The 16,259-nt window shown below is 69.9% G+C and carries 17 protein-coding genes; 7 read left to right on the plus strand and 10 right to left on the minus strand.

Features of this window, described 5'->3' with window-relative positions; translation table 11 throughout:
• Positions 1 to 998: 998 nt before the first annotated feature.
• On the minus strand, positions 999 to 2,237 hold the full coding sequence (locus tag C4T78_RS00285) for an MFS transporter (RefSeq protein ID WP_093346460.1): 1,239 nt from the start codon (positions 2,235 to 2,237) through the stop codon (positions 999 to 1,001).
• An 80-nt stretch (positions 2,238 to 2,317) separates the two neighbouring features.
• Here C4T78_RS00285 and C4T78_RS00290 point away from each other — a divergent pair, with 80 nt between their 5' ends.
• The gene (locus C4T78_RS00290) at positions 2,318 to 2,668 is read left to right on the plus strand and encodes an ArsR/SmtB family transcription factor (RefSeq protein ID WP_093346457.1); all 351 of its coding nucleotides are present in this window, start codon (positions 2,318 to 2,320) and stop codon (positions 2,666 to 2,668) included.
• 102 nt (positions 2,669 to 2,770) lie between these two features.
• On the opposite strand, the gene C4T78_RS00295 is transcribed toward C4T78_RS00290, so the two are convergent.
• The gene (locus C4T78_RS00295) at positions 2,771 to 3,817 is read right to left on the minus strand and encodes a glucose 1-dehydrogenase (RefSeq protein WP_093346455.1); all 1,047 of its coding nucleotides are present in this window, start codon (positions 3,815 to 3,817) and stop codon (positions 2,771 to 2,773) included.
• Between the two features lie 410 nt (positions 3,818 to 4,227).
• Between C4T78_RS00295 and C4T78_RS00300 the strand changes: the two genes are divergently transcribed.
• Positions 4,228 to 5,091, plus strand: a complete 864-nt coding sequence (locus C4T78_RS00300) for a LysR family transcriptional regulator (protein WP_093346452.1) — start codon at positions 4,228 to 4,230, stop codon at positions 5,089 to 5,091.
• Here the strand turns inward: C4T78_RS00300 and C4T78_RS00305 are convergent.
• Complete coding sequence (locus C4T78_RS00305) at positions 5,048 to 5,233, minus strand: hypothetical protein (protein ID WP_235863009.1); 186 nt, start codon at positions 5,231 to 5,233, stop codon at positions 5,048 to 5,050. The two genes, C4T78_RS00300 and C4T78_RS00305, sit on opposite strands and share 44 nt — an antisense overlap.
• Before the next feature lie 256 nt (positions 5,234 to 5,489).
• Here C4T78_RS00305 and C4T78_RS00310 point away from each other — a divergent pair, with 256 nt between their 5' ends.
• On the plus strand, positions 5,490 to 6,251 hold the full coding sequence (locus C4T78_RS00310; protein ID WP_093346447.1) for a sulfite exporter TauE/SafE family protein: 762 nt from the start codon (positions 5,490 to 5,492) through the stop codon (positions 6,249 to 6,251).
• On the opposite strand, the gene C4T78_RS00315 is transcribed toward C4T78_RS00310, so the two are convergent.
• Positions 6,252 to 6,728 (minus strand): nitroreductase family deazaflavin-dependent oxidoreductase, encoded by a 477-nt coding sequence (locus C4T78_RS00315; protein WP_177247392.1) that lies wholly within the window; start codon positions 6,726 to 6,728, stop codon positions 6,252 to 6,254.
• Positions 6,729 to 6,777: 49 nt separating this feature from the next.
• A complete protein-coding gene (locus C4T78_RS00320) occupies positions 6,778 to 7,356 on the minus strand; it encodes a TetR/AcrR family transcriptional regulator (protein WP_093346442.1) in 579 nt (192 codons plus the stop codon).
• 319 nt (positions 7,357 to 7,675) lie between these two features.
• Here C4T78_RS00320 and C4T78_RS00325 point away from each other — a divergent pair, with 319 nt between their 5' ends.
• Together C4T78_RS00325 and C4T78_RS00330 are read left to right on the plus strand one after the other, a co-directional pair.
• On the plus strand, positions 7,676 to 8,491 hold the full coding sequence (locus C4T78_RS00325) for an NAD(P)-dependent oxidoreductase (RefSeq protein ID WP_177247391.1): 816 nt from the start codon (positions 7,676 to 7,678) through the stop codon (positions 8,489 to 8,491).
• Between the two features lie 61 nt (positions 8,492 to 8,552).
• Complete coding sequence (locus tag C4T78_RS00330) at positions 8,553 to 8,876, plus strand: winged helix-turn-helix transcriptional regulator (RefSeq protein ID WP_093346437.1); 324 nt, start codon at positions 8,553 to 8,555, stop codon at positions 8,874 to 8,876.
• 68 nt (positions 8,877 to 8,944) lie between these two features.
• Here the strand turns inward: C4T78_RS00330 and C4T78_RS00335 are convergent, their stop codons facing one another.
• From C4T78_RS00335 to C4T78_RS00350, 4 genes are all read right to left on the minus strand, one after another.
• On the minus strand, positions 8,945 to 9,835 hold the full coding sequence (locus tag C4T78_RS00335) for an aminoglycoside phosphotransferase family protein (protein WP_093348395.1): 891 nt from the start codon (positions 9,833 to 9,835) through the stop codon (positions 8,945 to 8,947).
• 198 nt (positions 9,836 to 10,033) lie between these two features.
• Positions 10,034 to 11,359 carry an MFS transporter gene (locus C4T78_RS00340; RefSeq protein ID WP_093346434.1) on the minus strand — a complete coding sequence of 442 codons (1,326 nt, stop codon included), beginning with the start codon at positions 11,357 to 11,359 and terminating at the stop codon, positions 10,034 to 10,036.
• Positions 11,360 to 11,499: 140 nt separating this feature from the next.
• A complete protein-coding gene (locus tag C4T78_RS00345) occupies positions 11,500 to 13,113 on the minus strand; it encodes an acetate--CoA ligase (protein WP_093346431.1) in 1,614 nt (537 codons plus the stop codon).
• 29 nt (positions 13,114 to 13,142) lie between these two features.
• The gene (locus tag C4T78_RS00350) at positions 13,143 to 13,946 is read right to left on the minus strand and encodes an enoyl-CoA hydratase/isomerase family protein (RefSeq protein ID WP_093346429.1); all 804 of its coding nucleotides are present in this window, start codon (positions 13,944 to 13,946) and stop codon (positions 13,143 to 13,145) included.
• Between the two features lie 163 nt (positions 13,947 to 14,109).
• Between C4T78_RS00350 and C4T78_RS00355 the strand changes: the two genes are divergently transcribed.
• Together C4T78_RS00355 and C4T78_RS36245 are read left to right on the plus strand one after the other, a co-directional pair.
• Positions 14,110 to 15,033 carry a LysR substrate-binding domain-containing protein gene (locus tag C4T78_RS00355; RefSeq protein WP_093346425.1) on the plus strand — a complete coding sequence of 308 codons (924 nt, stop codon included), beginning with the start codon at positions 14,110 to 14,112 and terminating at the stop codon, positions 15,031 to 15,033.
• Between the two features lie 30 nt (positions 15,034 to 15,063).
• Positions 15,064 to 15,207 (plus strand): hypothetical protein, encoded by a 144-nt coding sequence (locus C4T78_RS36245; protein ID WP_177247390.1) that lies wholly within the window; start codon positions 15,064 to 15,066, stop codon positions 15,205 to 15,207.
• 54 nt (positions 15,208 to 15,261) lie between these two features.
• Here the strand turns inward: C4T78_RS36245 and C4T78_RS35900 are convergent, their stop codons facing one another.
• Positions 15,262 to 16,044, minus strand: a complete 783-nt coding sequence (locus C4T78_RS35900; protein ID WP_143185726.1) for a hypothetical protein — start codon at positions 16,042 to 16,044, stop codon at positions 15,262 to 15,264.
• Positions 16,045 to 16,259 lie beyond the last annotated feature (215 nt).

The raw sequence follows: 16,259 nt of genomic DNA on the forward strand, positions 1-16,259 counted from the left end.
GACGATAAGGGCATGTCGCAACGGCTGTTCTTCCTTGTCACGGCCCTCCTGCGGGACGTGTTGCACGGCCCGGGGCCACATCTCCGGTGGCAGGTAATCAGGAAGCCATGCGCATCTCCCGCTGAACGCGACGCGTGCCTCCTCCCCCTGTGCGGCGCGAGGCGGGAGCACGGGGTCGGTTCCCACCGCGCGGGGGCCGACCCCACCCCACGCCTCTGGAAGGAGGGTCAAGGGTGAGCCTTCGAGTTGGCGCGGATGAGGCATATCCGCGCTGGCTTCCCGGGATCACGCTCCGGGATCTGGAAACCCACCTGGTCATCGAACGCGGACATCCGCTCGGCGCGTGTGGCGCACCGGTGATGTGGGCAGAGCTCGGCCACCCGACGACCACGCGCCCGCGATGTCCCGATTGCCTCGCCAAAGCCACCGAAAGCATCCCTCGACCTCGCTGCCGCTGAACGCCCTCCCAGGACAGCGGCGGTGCAGGGGCGGCCTGCCGGTGCGACCCCCGTAACGCACCGGCAGGCCGACCAAAACCGTCGAGAACGCTTGCCCGCCAAGGAGTTTCACCGTGGTCGAATCGGAGCAAGGACACTGCAGAGGTGTTCACTGGCGCACCCACATCGCCTTCACCAACAACACGATGCGGAACCCACCGCCGCGATCCCTCCGGCTGGTTCGGATCCCCGACCGGGTTCTGTGCACACCGGAGGAAGCCTGCGCCTGGGTCACCACGATGATGAGCAGGCACGCCCACCGAACACCCGTCCACTTCATCGGCCCCAGCGGCGTCCGGGGCCACGTCGCCGATCGCGATCACATCGCCCACAACGCAGCCGGCAACCTCGCTGTCCTCCGCCGAGGCCACAACGAGCAAGTCGCAGCACCCTGCCTCTCGTGAGTGCCAATGGTCGCCCTGGCCACCACAAGCGCTCACGAGGGTCGGGATGACGCGGCGTCTATTTCTGCGGTGTCCACGAGGATCTGCTGGAACGCTGTCAGTCGGTCGGCGTGGTGGAAGTGCGGCGCAGTGCGAACAGCACGATCAGGCACAGCACGGCGACGGCCACGGCGAAGTCCCGCACAGCGGGGACCAGACCTATGCCGGTGGCGAGGAAACCGACGCCGATGACGGGCAGGCCGACGCCGCTGTAGACGATCACGTAGAAGCTGGACAGGACCTCGGTGCGGCGGTCGGCCGGTGCGGCCTGGTTGATCGCGGTGAGACCGCCGAGGAACACCAAGCCCTGGCCGACGCCGGCGAGCGCGGTCGCGATCAGCAGCAGGACCAGCGATGACAGGCTGCCCGCGAGGGCGAGCAGACCCAGACCGACGGCCAGCACCGGCAGGCCAGCGCGCTGCAGGTCGTGCGGCGACTTGCCGTGGCCGACGAGCTGGACGAATGCCGAGCAGGCCAGCATCAACGCTACTGCCCCGCCGCCGAGCAGCAGGTTCGTGCTTTTCGCTAGGGCAGCGACGTAGGTGGGGACAAGAGCGAGGAACAGCCCGATCACGGCGAACGCGAGGAAGTTGGCCGTGCCGCTGGTCGCGAACGCGGATCGCATCGCGGCCGGGATCTCGGGTCGGCGCGGTCGCCGCCGGGCCACAGCTCGCGCATCGGGCAGCGCGCAGACCGCGACCGCGGCGAGGAGCAGCAGCACGATCTCCACGACGAACGGCAGCACGCGGGGCGCAGGGGCGTACTGGGCGAGCAGACCTGCCAGCACCGGGCCGATCCCCAAGCCCCCCACGGACACCACAGTGGACACCAGTGCCGCCTTGCGGTGGTCGCCGCTGGGTTCGAGTTCGGTCAGCGCCGCGGTCAACGGCCCCGCCGCGAGGCCGACGGCCAGGCCCTGCAGAACCCGGGCCGCGAACAACCACCCGGTGTCCGACGCGAGCGCGAAACCCAGCGCTCCCAGCGCCGCCGCCACCACGGCGGGCAGCAGCACTCGACGCCGACCGATCGCGTCGGACAGCGGGCCCGCCAACAGCAAGGACGGGATCAGCACCGCCACGTACGCGGCGAAGATCAGCGTGACCACCAGCGGCGAGAACCCGAAGCGCTGCTCGTAGTCCCGGTACAGCGGCGTCGGCAGGTTCGTACCGGTCAACAGGACCAGCAGCGCGTACGCCGCGCCCCAGAACCGCCACGTCCCCGCCCGCTCCCCCGATGACCCGGGTCCACCGGCCGACGGACTCCCCGGGTCAGGACGGCTCCGGCTATCGATTCGCATCGTCCGCACCCTTCTATGTTCGGATTTGGCGAACATAACACATGTTCGGGAATTGCGAACATGTTTGATAGGGTGGCGACATGGCAAGCCGCACCGCGACCGAGCTCGTGCACCCCACTCGCGCCCAGCTGGAGTTCACGGCCGTGCTGAACGCGCTGAGCGATCCGGTCCGGTTGGCCATCGTCGCGCGCCTGGCCGATGTCGGGCCCGAGGGCGAACTGGCCTGCACGACCTTCGCGCTGCCGGTCAGCAAGTCCACGCAGAGCGGCCACTTCAAGGTCCTGCGCGAAGCAGGGGTGATCTACCAGCGCGACGAGGGCACCCGGCGACTGAACCGGCTCCGCCGCGACGATCTCGACGCGTGCTTTCCAGGCCTCCTCGACCTCGCCATCCCCCAGGGACATGCCGCGATCGCCGGCTGGTCCGACTGATCGCAACGGCCCGTGAGCGCTGCTGGGCGAACACGCCCGGACAACCAGCCCCGGAACAACGCCGGCGCTCGTGTTCGCCCTGAAGCGCGCGGGTTCATCCGGTCAGGACTGGAGCTCCACGACGACCTTCACGTCGTCGGGCCCCGTGTCGAAGACGTCGGTCCAGTTGCGCAGTGGGATCCGGCGGCTGATCAGTGATTCCAGCCAGCTGCGATCGGCGGCGGCCAGCGCGCGCACAGCCTGGTCGTAGTGGCGGAGGTTGGCGTTGACGCTGCTCACGATGACGTCGTTGTCCAGCATCAACTCGGTGTCGATCGCCATCTCGGCGGGGAACGGGACGGTGCGGTGGTGGCCCGCGAGACCGGTCAACGCCGTGATCGCGTTGCGCGCGGTGTGCTGCAGGACCTCGAACACCAGCCTGCCGGATCCGGTCGTCTCGATCACGACTTCCGGCTCGCAGCGCAGTTCGTCCAGCGAGGTGTGGTAGGTGGCGCCGAGTGCGCGGACCAGATCGGGTCTGGGCCCCTCGACGACCTGGTCGAGCACGTGCACCTCCAAGCCGCGCTGGATGCCCAGCAGCGCGGCGAGCAGGCCGATCGGCCCGGCCCGGGTCACCAGCGCGCGATGAGGGGCGAAGTAGGCGCGTCGACCGATCATGTCGACCTGCTCCCAGGCCTTGGCCACCACCGACGCGGGCTCGGTCAGCACCGCCAGGTCGCCGAGCCCGGGACGACATCTGATCGCGAACCGCGGCTCGATGGTCCACAGCTGAGCACCGAAGCCGTCCAGTCCCCGGATGCCGCACTCGGTGTACCGGCCGTTGAGGCAGAAGTCCCACTGCCCGGCAGCGCAGGCCTCGCACGGCTGCGGGTCCGGACGCCGGACGACACCGACCACGTGGTCACCTTCGTGGAATCCGCTGATGGCCGGAGCGTGGATCACCTGGCCGACGGATTCGTGGAAGAGCACCATGCGGTCCTGCCCCGGCGGCAACGCACCGAGCCCTCGTTCGGCGACATCGCGATCGATGCGGCAGAACCCCGCCAGCAGCCCCCGCACGAGCAGTTCACCGGGCTGCGGGAGGGGATCGGGCAGCTCGGAGACCGCCGACGACTCCGGTCTACCTGGCACCACGGTGGCTGCCTTCACCTGCGAGCTCCCTCCTGCGAAGTCGAGCAGGTGCGGGAGGAGCCAAGGGGCAGCTCGCCCCGACCTGCACTCGATGGCACTGCCGTCGGGCGCCGCTGTCAATGGCGGGCGGATGATTCGCCAGGACGTGAAAACCCCTGCGCCACTCAGTCATCGCCGCTCCCAACCGCCACACGAGTGGACTTCCGGCGGACGGCAACTGGAACTCAGCCGAACCACCCTCTGGACGGATCCTGGTACTCGGACGCAGAAGCAGGTGCCTCCCCGGACCTGAAAGGCGTCCCACACCGGGACCTGTCAGCGCCCCGTTCGCAACCCCGGCCCGGCCGCCTCGCGCGTTCGCACCGGCCCGCCCGCGGTGTGCGAGGCGGTCGGGCTCCTGGGAGAAGATCGCAGGTATCGTCTTCCGGGTGGAATTGCGGCAGCTGGAGCACTTTCTGGCCGTGGCGCGTCATGGGAGCTTCACCGGCGCCGCCCGGGAAGTGCACGTCGTCCAGTCGGCGCTGAGCTCGTCGATCCGCAAGCTCGAAGCCGAGTTGGGCGCGCAGCTGTTCGAGCGCACCACGCGGCGGGTGCTGCTGACCGAGGCCGGGCGGGCGCTGGTCCCGATGGCGCACCGGATCGCCGCCGACGTCATCGCCGCGCGCGGTGAGGTCTCCGCGGTCGCGGGGTTGTCGCGCGGGCACGTGGCCATCGGCACCATCCAGGCGCTCACCGACGTCGATCTGCCCGGTGCGCTCGGTGCTTTCCAGCGGCGCTACCCCGGCGTGCGCATCCGCGTGCGGCAGGGCCTCGTCCCCGATCTGATGTCCTCGGTGGACAGCGGCGAGCTCGACCTCGCCTACGTCGCCTTCGACGGGCCGCTCGTCGACGGGCTGGTCGGCTTCGCCGAGTGGCGGCAGGAGCTCGTGCTGCTCTGCCATCCCGAGCACCGGTTGTCCGGGCGGCGGCGGGTCCGGCTGGCCGAGCTGGACGGCGAGGCGTTCGTGGAGTTCAGCGGCAGCGGGCTGCAGGAGTTGGTGGCCCGGCGGTTCGCCGACGCCGGGATCCGCAGGGACCCGGTGTGCGAGGCCACCAACATGCCGCTGCTGATCGAGCTGGTGGCGGCCGGGCTCGGGGTGAGCATCGTGCCCGCGCAGCTCGCCGAGCGCACCGGGCTCCCGCACGCCCGGATCGAGCAGCCGGGCCTGTCCAGGTCGATCTACCTGGCGGGCAGGCAGCCGGAACCGGTCAACCCGGCTGCTCGGGCCCTGCTCCAGCACCTCGTGGGCTGATCCCGGCGGCGAGCAGGAGCCCGGCTCCGGACAGCAGCGCGATCAGCCCCAGCAGCGTCGCGCCGGTGACCGACAGGACGAGCCCGACGACCAGCAGCCGCAGGGCCAGCGCGCGCAGCAGGCCGGGCCAAGGCGCGTTCACCGGGCCACAACTCACCATGACATCAGTGTTGGCCGGGCGATCCCCCTCGGGCCAACACCCGTTTTCGCTGAGTCCCATCTCCGGAATCGATCGGTCGACAGCCGGCACCGACCGGAGGTCACGACGTGTCGGCAGGTCGCGGCCGTCCCGAACCGGTTCGGCGAGAGGCGAACCGGCCGGAGCGCAGCCGCTTCCGCGCCGCTCTGCGGTTCTGGTCACGTTGTGCGTCGAGGTGGCCGGATTCGATGCTTGCCGCATGCTGGAGTTCACCGCTCTGTTGGCGGTCGGTGTCGCGGCGGGAGCGTTGAACGCCGTCGGCGGCGGCGGCACCTTCGTGACGCTGCCCGCGCTGGTCGCCGCCGGACTGCCCGCGGTCACCGCGAACGCGGCGTCGACCGTGGCGCTGCTGCCCGGCGCGCTCGCCAGCGCGTGGGCCTACCGCAAGGACGTGGTCCAGGTCGGCACCACGTCGCGGGCCGCGCTGACCGTGACCAGCCTGTTCGGCAGCGCGCTCGGTGCCGGGCTGCTGCTGGCGCTGCCCTCGGAGTCGTTCCGCGTCGCGGTGCCCTGGCTGCTCGCGTTCGCGACCGTGGTCCTGGCGTTCGGGCGCAGCATCTCGCGACTGCTCTCGACCGCGATCGGGCGCCCGGTCGACCTGAGCGCCAGGAGCGTCCTGATCGGACAGTTCGTGCTGGCCGCGTACGGCGGCTACTTCGGCGGTGCGGTCGGGATCCTCACGCTGGCGTTCTGGAGCGTCGGGCTCGGGCTCGACCCGGCCAGGGGCAATCCCACCCGGATCGTGCAGCTGGCCGCGATGTACGGCACGGCCGCGGTGCTCTTCCTCGTCGCTTCCGATGTCCGGAGCTACCCGGCGCCGGTCCTCGCCGTGCTTCTCGGCGCGATCGGTGGTGGGTTCGCCGGTGCTCGTCTGGCCCGGTGGCTGCCCGCCCGCGTGGTGCGCGGAATCGTGCTCACCACAGCGGTGACGATGACCGTCCTGTACTTCCTCCGCGGTTGATCAGCTGCGCGGGCGGAAGGCGATCGCGCGCGTTCCGGCCGCGACCTCCGGCCAGCGGGTGTCGGCCGGATCCGCCGGGAAGCCCAGCAGCGGCGCCAAGCGCTTCCACGCGCTCGGGTGAGCCCGGCTGTAGGCCAGCAGCACTCGCCGCACCTCAGCGGCATCGAGGTACCGGTGCTCCGGTCGCGGCCACCGGTGGCGGCTCAGGCGGACTTCGATGGCCGGTGCGGCCTGGATGTTGCGGTACCAGTCGGGATTCCTGCCCCACGCCGCCACCACGACCACTTCGGGGATGTCCGGGTCGTAGCGCACCACTTCGACGACCACCTCCCGCCGCGCTCCGGTGCGCCGCCCGCGGTGGGCGAGGTAGACGAACCGGTGCCCGGCCAGGAAGCCGAGCCCTGCGCGGTAGAGGTAGATCGGCGCGCGCAGCAGTACCCGCAGCAATCCACGAGGTTTCCGGTCGGTCACCGCCATGCGCGCTCTCCTCCTGCGGTCTCGTGCTTCCCGGGCGGTTCCGCGCCGTTCACCCGGCACCGCCCGGAGTTTCGACCAGCCGGGCAAGGACCGGGAGCACGGCATCGGCCGTGAGGCCCGGGTGCAGCGCGCGCTGCATCATCAGGCCGTCGATCGCCGAACCCACCACCGCCGCGGTCGTGCCCGCCTCCGCAACCCCGCGCTCGGCGAGCCAGCCGCCCAGCCGCGCGCTGAACTCCGCAAGCACCTCGGCGACCTGGCCGCGCAGCGCCGGATCGCGCGTGGCCGCGAGGTAGGTCTCGGCGAACAGCACCGAGACGGCGTCGTCACCGGTGTAGCGGTCCAGCGAGGTCAGCAGGAGTTGCAGCGCCTCGGCGGGCGTGTCCGCCCGTTCCAGCAGCGGTTCGAGCGACGCGCCCACATCGCGCATCACGCCGACGGCCGCTGCCGACAGCAGCACCTGCACCGATGCGAAGTGGTAGTGCACCAACCCCGCGCCCACGTCGGCGCGCTCGGCCACCATCCGGGTGCTGACCGCACCCCAGCCGCGCTCGGCGATCAGCTCCGCCGCGGCTTCCAGCAGCCGTTGCCGCACCTCACGGCCACGATCAGCCGACTTCGGCCCCATCGCGAACACCTCCAATTGGGCAACTGCCCAAGGCGGCTGACCAAACAGTAGCACCGGCGTCAACGGCACCCCGACGTGCGGCGGTCAGCGCTCCAGCGGGGTCGGGACGACACGTGGCACCGACTCCCGCACAGTCCACAGCGGACATTGACTCGGCGTGGCCGAATGTCCTGTACCTGCAAGGTGATTACCTGGATGTAAGTACTTGCGCCAGCGGGGTAACAGCACAATGCTGGGCGCGGCTGGCGGATGCATCGTGATCTCCGCACCGAAGCGCCGTGCCACTGCCGGGTCGGCGCACCACAGGAGGATGAAGCAAATGGTCAACACCGGACCCACCCCGGTGACGGTTATCGGCCTCGGCGCCATGGGCCAGGCCCTCGCCACTGCGTTCCTGGACGCCGGTCACCCGACGACGGTGTGGAACCGCACTGCGGCCAAGGCGGATCCGCTGGTGGCCAAGGGTGCGGTGCGGGCGGAGACGGTAGCCGAAGCAGTGGCGGCCGCACCGCTGATCGTCGTCTGCGTGCTGGACTACGCGGCCGTGCACGCCCTCCTGGGCCCGGCGGCCGACGAGCTGCCCGGCCGAGTGCTGGTGAACCTCACCAACGGCACGGCGCAGGAAGCCCGCGCTTCCGCGCAATGGGCCGCCGAGCTGGGCGCCGAATACGTCGACGGCGGCATCATGGCCATCCCGCCGACCATCGGCACCCCGGACTCGGTCATCCTCTACAGCGGTTCGCAGCAGGCGTTCGACACCCACTCGAAGGCGCTGGATCTGCTCGGCACCAGCAAGTTCCTGGGCACCGACGCAGCCCTGGCCTCGCTGCACGACCTCGCGCTGCTCGGCGCGATGTACGGCATGTTCGCCGGTGCCTACAACGCGATCGCGATGGTCGGCACCGAGAAGGTCGCGGCCACCGAGTTCACCGACGAACTGCTGGTGCCGTGGCTGAACTCGATGGTGGCGGTGCTGCCGATGCTCGCCGAGGAGGTCGACTCCGGAGCGGAGGTGTCCGAGGGGCGCAGGCTGGTCGAGCGCGTCGCGCTGACCAACATCATCGACACCGCGAAGGCCCAGGGCGTGGCGGCGAACTTCGTGAACCCGCTCCAGGCGATCAAGGACAACACCTGATCGCGCGGGGCTACCCTTGCTTCGGGTTGTTCGGGCACGAGGCGATTGGGCGGTGCGAAGCATGAGCGTGCGCGCGAGGCCGCATTTCTGCAGCCTGAACGCCGCGGTGGACATCCTTAGCGGGAAGTGGAAGATCCTCCTCCTGTGGGAGTTGCTGGAACAGCCGCGCCGCTTCGGCGAACTTCGCCGCCTGGTCCCGGGAATCCGCGAGAAGGTGCTCATCGAGCAGTTGCGCGAGCTGGAAGCCGACGGAGTGGTCGCGCGGAAGGCCTTCGACGGCACCCGACTGCACGTCGAGTACTCCCTCACCGAAGCAGGAGTGGCGCTCACGAGAGCGCTGGAACCGCTGACGCAGTGGAGTCTCGAGCACGTCGTGCCGAGGTGAACGACCACCGCCCGACAGGACGAGCGGCCATGCGCGAAGATGTGCTGCTGCACGCGAAGCGGTGTTTGTCAAACGCCCTTCAGAACGCGCTCAAGTGCCGCCCGGCCCGCAGGCCCCCAGTGCGACTTACCACCGGGGAGGCCGCGGTCCCCGTTCTGCCCCATGAGCATCAGGAAGAGACTCTTCATGGCGGCCAGCCCGCGGGCACGCCTGATCGCAGCCTCGTCCGCTCGCGCGTACGTGTCGAAGAACCGCGAGGCCGCGCCCGCGGGCAGCAGCACCCACGCGGCAGCGAGGTCCCAGGCCGGATCGCCGGCGAACATGTCACCGAAGTCGACGACGCCGGAGAGCGTTCCGCCCGAGACGACGACGTTCGCCGGATGGAGGTCGCCGTGCACCCACACCGGCGGGCCCGCCCACGCGCGGGCGGCAACGGCGTCGTCCCAGACGGTGCGGACGTCGGCAGCGATGTCGTCGGGAGCAACGGCCTGGAGGAAGCCCTCGAAACCGTCCGTGCAGTCCCTGGGATGGGCTCCGCGATCCGCGGCGATCGGTGCGTCGGCGGGCGCCTCCGCGTGCAGCGCCCGGAGGAAGCCCGCCAGCGCGTCGGCCGCGTGGGAAGCGCGGCTGATCGTGCCGTGGTCCAGCGGCTCACCGGGAACCCACGTCATCACGGTCCAGTGCTTCGGGAACCGCTCGGACGGCTTGCCGAACCGCACCGGGTTCGGCACCGGGAGCGGCAGGCGCGGGGCCAGCACGGGCAGCCACCGCCGTTCCTTGAGCTGGAGTTCCGGGGTCGGGTCCATGCGCTGCATGCGCACGGCCAGCTCGTCGCCGAGGCGCCACATCCGGTTGCCCCAGCCGCCCGCCACCTCGCGGATGGTCAGCCCCGCGAGGTCTGGATGCTGCTCCTGCAGCAGTTCTCGGACCAGGTCAGCGGTGATCTCGATCTCGGTCATCGCGAGGTCAGTGTACTGAGGCGGCAAGCCGGGGCTGGCAGATCAAGGCTCTTGCGACGGAACCGGAGAAGCGGACGTCCGCGCTGCCCTGGCCCTCAACGTCTCCAATGGAGCGCAGCGGGCCCCGACCGCGCTGACGGACTCCGCTCCGACCGCGAAGCGGGCGCTGCCGGAAGTCCCGGCAGCGCCCGCCGCAGCTCAGCGGATGGTCGTGCGGGACAGCGACAGCGACTTCGTCTCGGCGACCAGGAAGATCACCGCGAGCAGGCTGACGACCGCGACTCCCATCAGGTAGAACGCCGGAGCGCTCGAATTGCCGGAGGTTCCCACCAGCCAGGTCGCGACGAGCGGCGCGGTGCCGCCGAACAGGACGTAGGCGGCGGTGTAGCCCATCGCCGATCCGCTGGCGCGCAGGTGCGCCGGGAACATCTCGACCATCGCCGGGACGTTGCTGGTGCCGATCGTCGCCACCAGCACGGCCAGCACCGAGCTGCCCACCACCGCACCGGCCAGGCTGATCTCCATGAGCAGGAACGAGGGCATGGTGAGCACCGCGAACCCGCCGCAGGCGGCCAGCAGCATCGGGCGCCTGCCGAAGCGATCGCTGGCCATCGCCATCAGCGGGCACGCCGCCGTGTAGGCCAGCATCGAGATGAGGTTGGTGAGCAGCGCCTCGGTCTTGCTGTAGCCGAGCGAGGCGGACATGTAGGAGATCATGTAGCTGCTCATGAAGTAGTAGCCCACCGCGTTGGTGATGCTGTAGGCGAACAGCGCGAAGATCTGCTTGCGCGACACCTTGAGCGCGTCCCGCAGCGGCGTCCGGGTCTTGTTCTCGGCGTTCTCGAGCGAGCGGAACACCGGGGTGTCCGCGAGCCGGGACCGCAGGTAGAGGCCGATCGCGCCGAGCGGCCCGGCGATCAGGAACGGAATGCGCCAGCCCCAGGACTGCAGCGCGTCCTCGGACAGCAAGCCGGTGAGCACCACGCCCACCGCCGAACCGGCCACCGCAGCCACGCCGACGGTCATCGGCACGACGCTGGCGTAGCGCGCCCGCCTGCCGTCCGGCGCGTACTCCATGATGAACGAGGAGGCACCGGTGTACTCACCGCCGGTGGAGAAGCCCTGCACCATGCGCATCACCAGCAGCAGCAGCGGCGCCGCCAGCCCGATGGCGGAGTACGTCGGCAGCAGCCCGATGAGCAGCGTCGAGGCGCTCATGCACAGCACGCTCAGCGCCAGCGCGCGGTTGCGCCCGATCCGGTCGCCGTAGCGGCCGAAGAACAGGGCCCCGAGCGGCCGGGCGACGAAACCGGCGCCGAAGATCGCCCAGGTGGCGAGCAGCGCGGCGGCCGGGTCGAAGCGCGGGAAGAACAGCATCGCGATGGTGGCCGACATGACGGCGTAGGCGCCGGAGTCGAACCACTCGACGAAGTTGCCGATGGCCGTGGCGATGGTGACCCGTCGCCGCGTCCTGGAGGCGTCCTGGTTCGTCGGGGCGGCGGTGGCGAGCTGGTCCGGTGGCATATCCGAACTCCTGTCCATTGTGTCCGGTACTGCGCCCGGCATCTGTCGTAGCAGGGAAACCGATGGGGTCGTGGGGCCGCCACCCGGGGTGCGGCCACCGCGGTGGGGCACCGCGAACCGGGTGCCCCACCACCGCTCGCTCAGCTCAGGTCCCGCCGCCGGAGCTCGGCGCGCTGGATCTTCCCGGTGGCCGATCGCGGCAACCGCGCGGCGAACTCGACCAGCCGCGGGCAGGCGAACCGGGAGTGGTTGGCCTTCGCGAACGACATGATCTGCTCGCCCAGCTCCGGACTCGGCGAGTAGCCGTCGGCCAGCTCGATCCAGGCCTTGACCAGCTGGCCCCGCACCGGATCCGGCACGCCCACCACACCGGCGTCGGCGACCGCCGGGTGCTCGCGCAGCACCGCCTCGACCTCGTACGGGCCCACCCGGTAGCCGGAGGTCTTGATGACGTCGTCGGTGCGCCCGAGGAACCAGTAGTAGCCGTCGGAGTCCACGACCGCCTGGTCCTTGGTGTGGTACCACTCGCCGCCGAAGTCCTTCGCCGACGCTTCGGGACGCCCCCAGTAGCCCAGCGGGAACTGCGGGTTGCTGCCCGCGCGCAGGCAGATCTCGCCCGGTTGTCCCGGTTCGACCGGCCGTTCCCGCTCGTCCAGCAGCACCACGTCCCAGCCGGGCAGCGGGCGCCCCATCGAGCCCGGTTTGACCGGAACGCCCGGGAAGTTGCCGACCAGCGGGTAGGACTCGGTGGAGCCGTAGTAGTCCAGCAGGGTCACGCCGAACTGCTCGTCGAACCACTCGATCAGATCGGGCGTCAGCGGCTCGTTGGCGCAGCACACCACGCGCAGCGACTGCGGGTAGCGGGTTCCCGCATCGGGGACGTCGGCGCGCATCTTGCGCACGAAGGTCGGGTTCACCAGCGCCGTGGTGACCCGGTTGCGCGCCATGGCGGCCAGCAGGCCTTCCGGGTCGAACCCGGCCGCGGGCCGGTAGACCAGGTGCGTCGCGCCCGCCCGCAGCGGCCCCATGAGCTTGGCCATCGACCACGCCCAGTCGCCCGCGCCGTAGAAGACGTCACCGGACCGCAGGTCGTGGCAGTACTGGAACTCGTTGTGCCCCAGCAGAGTCCGGTGCGCGTGGACGATGCCCTTCGCCTCGCCGGTCGTGCCGGAGGTGTAGAAGATCAGCGCCGGGTCGTCGGCCGCGGTGTCGGCGGTGGCGAACTCCGCGGGGTGCTGCGCGATCTCCGGGTCGTCCACGCTCACCAGTCGGGCTCCGGCCTCCTCGGCGAGCGGCCGGGCGCGGTCGAGCTCCGCGTGCTCGGTGATCAGGACGGTGCTGCCGGAGTCGGCGAGCCGGTAGGCGATCGGCTCGTCGGCCCACAGCAGCGACATGGTCACCAGGACGGCCCCGGTGCGCAGCACGCCCAGGTAGGTCGCCGGGGTGTCCGGCCGCTGCGGCAGCAGCACCGCCACCCGGTCGCCCTTGCGGACTCCCAGCGCGTGCAGGTGCGCGGCCACCCGCAGGGACCGGTCGCGGACCTCCGCCCAGCTCACCCGCTGGTGCCAGCCGGTGTGGTCCTCGAAGATCAGCGCGGTCCGGTCGCCCGGGTGGTGGTCGGCGACGTCGGCGGCCATGTTGTAGCGCTCGGGCACGTGCCAGCGCTGGCCGGCGACCAGCTCCCGGTAGACGCGCTCGCCCGCGGCGAGGTCACCGGGCGGCACGACCGGGCGTTCGGATTCGATGGTGCTCATGCGGATCGGTGCACTCCTGTTCGTGGCGGTCAGCGGCGCTTGCTCAGGAAGCGGTCCATCTCGCGCTGCGGTTCACCGCTGGCGTAGGCGGCGGCGTGCACCTTCTTCGCCGCTTCCACGGCATCGGTGAGCGCCGCGTCGTCGATCTCGCGCAGCCGCGCCTTGGTCAGCTCCACCGCGCCGGGCGGGAGTTCGGCGAGCTTCGCGGCGAGCGCGATCGCACCGTCGAGCACGGCGTCCTCGTCGACGAGCTGGGTCAGCAGCCCGAGCCGCTGGGCCTCCACCCCGTCCACCAGTTCCGCGGTGAGCGTGAACTCGATCGTCTTGGCCTTGCCGAGGATGTCCCACATCGCCCAGATCCCGGTGATGCTCGGAATCCCGGAACGCACTTCGGGCTGGCCCATGCGCACTCCGGCGTGCCCCACCCGGAGATCGGTCAGCAGTGCGAACTGGAAGCCGGAACCGGCGGCGACGCCGTTGATCGCGGCGATGGTGGGCTTGTCGATGTCGCGCACCGCCCGGTACAGCACGTCGAAGCCGTCGATCCAGGCCTCCGCCGCGGCGTGGTCGGACTGATCGATCGCGGCCGTCTCGGCGAGGTCCTGACCTGCGCAGAAGGCCCGGCCGGCGCCGGTGATCACCACCGCCCGGCAGTCCTCGTCCGCGCCGAGCTCGGCGAAGACCTCCACCAGCCGGGTGCGCATGTCGTGCGTCCAGGCGTTCAGCTTGGCCGGGCGGTTGAGGGTGACCACGCCGACGGTGCCGCCCGGAATCGCCTCCCGCCGCAGCAGGACGGTCTCCGTGCTCGAAGCGGTGGCAGCTGAAACGTTCATGCGAATACCTCCGAGAGATCGCGAAAGCGATCCAGATTCGGTGAATGAGCGTGATGATCCGGCGAAACCGGCCGGGCGTTCCGGAACCGGTGCATGGAATGCAAGCAAGCGGGGCGGGACCGCGTCCAACACCATTCCGCTCCCGCGGTGATATCAAAGCGGTATGGAACTCCGCCACCTGCGCTACTTCACCGTGCTGGCCGAGGAGCTGCACTTCGGCCGCGCGGCCGCCCGGCTGCACATGGCGCAGCCGCCGCTGTCGCAGCGCATCCGCGACCTGGAGCGGGAGCTCGGGGTGCAGCTGTTCGACCGCAACCGCCGCCAGGTCGCGCTCACCGAAGCCGGTGCGCTGCTGCTGGAGCACTCGCGCCGCGTGCTGGAGAGCGCCGAGTCGGCGCAGGAGGCGATGCGCAGGCTGCGTCCCGGCGAGAACGGCGTCGTGCACGTCGGCATCCCGCCGGACACGATGCCCGTCACCCTGCGCACGCTGCTGGACGAGTTCGCCGAACGGGCCCCCGACGTGCTGGTCGACCTGCACGAGCTCACCACCGACGAGCAGCTGGCGGCGCTGCGGGAAGGCGTCCTGGACGCCGCGGTGGTCCGGCATCCCTGCGACATCTCGGGCCTGGATTCCGGCCCGATCGCGCGCCGCGCGCTCGGCGTGCTGCTGCCGGTCGAGCATCCGCTGGCCGGGTCGGAGCAGGTGCGGCTGCGCGACCTCAACGGGCAGCCGCTGGTGATCTTCCCGCGGGCGATGGCGCCGATGCTCTACGACCACGTCCTGTCGATCTGCCGCGCGGAGGGCTTCCGCCCGGGAGCGATCCGGCACGCGCGCAACCCGCACTTCGTGCACGGCCTCGTCCTGGCCGGACGCGGGGTGCACTTCAACGAACCGCCACCGGGCGAGCCGCGCAAGGGCCTGGTCTGGCGGCCGCTGGAGGATTCCCCGCTGTCCTGGCGGACTTCCGTGGTGTGGGTACCGCGCCGCAGGCACGCCGCCATCGACGCCTTCGCCGCGGTCGCCACCATCGGCCTGGCCGCAGCCGGGCACCACACCGAGGAAGACCGCGAGGAAGCCGCACCGTGAGCAGCAGCCGCGGCGCGGTGGCGCGGCGGAATGGCACATCAGATCGCAGCTGCTGCTGTCATCGTGCACGGCAAGGTGACAGCAGCAACGGCGCTTTCAAGCAGCTGCACGGATATCGGAACCATTCCAGCGCCGACGAAGATTGATCTTCCCGGCGAGCACTGGATGAGCTGACAGGGCCATCGAGATCGCTCACCTCGGTCTTGATCAGCTGCTCCGGGTAACTTTTCACGCGTCAAGCCCAAAGATCTCAGTAACACGGATCCGGCCGTCCACCACCTCAATCAGACCGTTGTCTCGAAGTTTCGCGAGGTACGTGGAATACGTGCCGCTAGTGGGCTTGAGGCCCGCTTTCCGAGCGAGCTCATCGCGACTCAATCCCACCGAGCCAGCCTCAAGTAAAACTTCAAGCATTCTCCTTGCGCCACCTCGAAACACAGAGAGCCATTGATTACGAATCTTCTCCTTCGTCAAGGGCTTGACCGAACGAACCCCTGCGCTGCGACGTCCCCGCTCCGTAAGAGCAACGAAGCCGTCGCCATCGATGGTGATCAACTTACGACTGCGCAATCTGGACAGATAAGTGGAAAAGGTGCCGCTGTTTGGCGAGAGCACGCTCAAAGTGGCCAGCTGACTCCGAGTCAGCCGCCGATGGCCGACGAGAACTCCGATCATCCGCTTCTCCCCGCCTCGGAGATCGCGAATATCATCCTCTCCTTCGGCCCCCTCCTCTACAGCTCTGACCTCCGAAGCTCTGTCCTCTGCAGCTCTCTCCTCCACGGAGCTCTCCTCCGCCGCGCCTCGCTCTGCAGAGGCCTCCTCCGCGGGTCGCCTCTCTCCAGAACTCTCGGATTCGATCACTCGTGGAACCACGAACCAATCGATCAAAGAGCGGATCACCTGAATCGCTTCTGCCAGCAGCTCTTGCCTGCGCCTCTCCGCAGCCTTGAATTCCTCCATCAAATGGAACAACCGTTCGAATTCTTCTTCAGCGCCAGACCCACTGGTCACTGCGGGCCTCCCTCCATTGGAGGACGGCGGTAGCTCCTAGCCAGGGACTGCCTACTCGCCTCCCACTGCCAGAGTAGTACGTCACTTCTCCCCGAAATAGCCCCAAAATTGTGGCTTCGATCAGTGGCACTCCATTCTGCCCCGGGGGTATCACTAGGAGCAGCCGCCCCAATCAAGTCCTGCCCAAAGCAAGCTTCGATCAACTGTCGTCGGGC

This window comes from Saccharopolyspora kobensis (assembly GCF_900108315.1).
Lineage (GTDB): Bacteria > Actinomycetota > Actinomycetes > Mycobacteriales > Pseudonocardiaceae > Saccharopolyspora > Saccharopolyspora kobensis.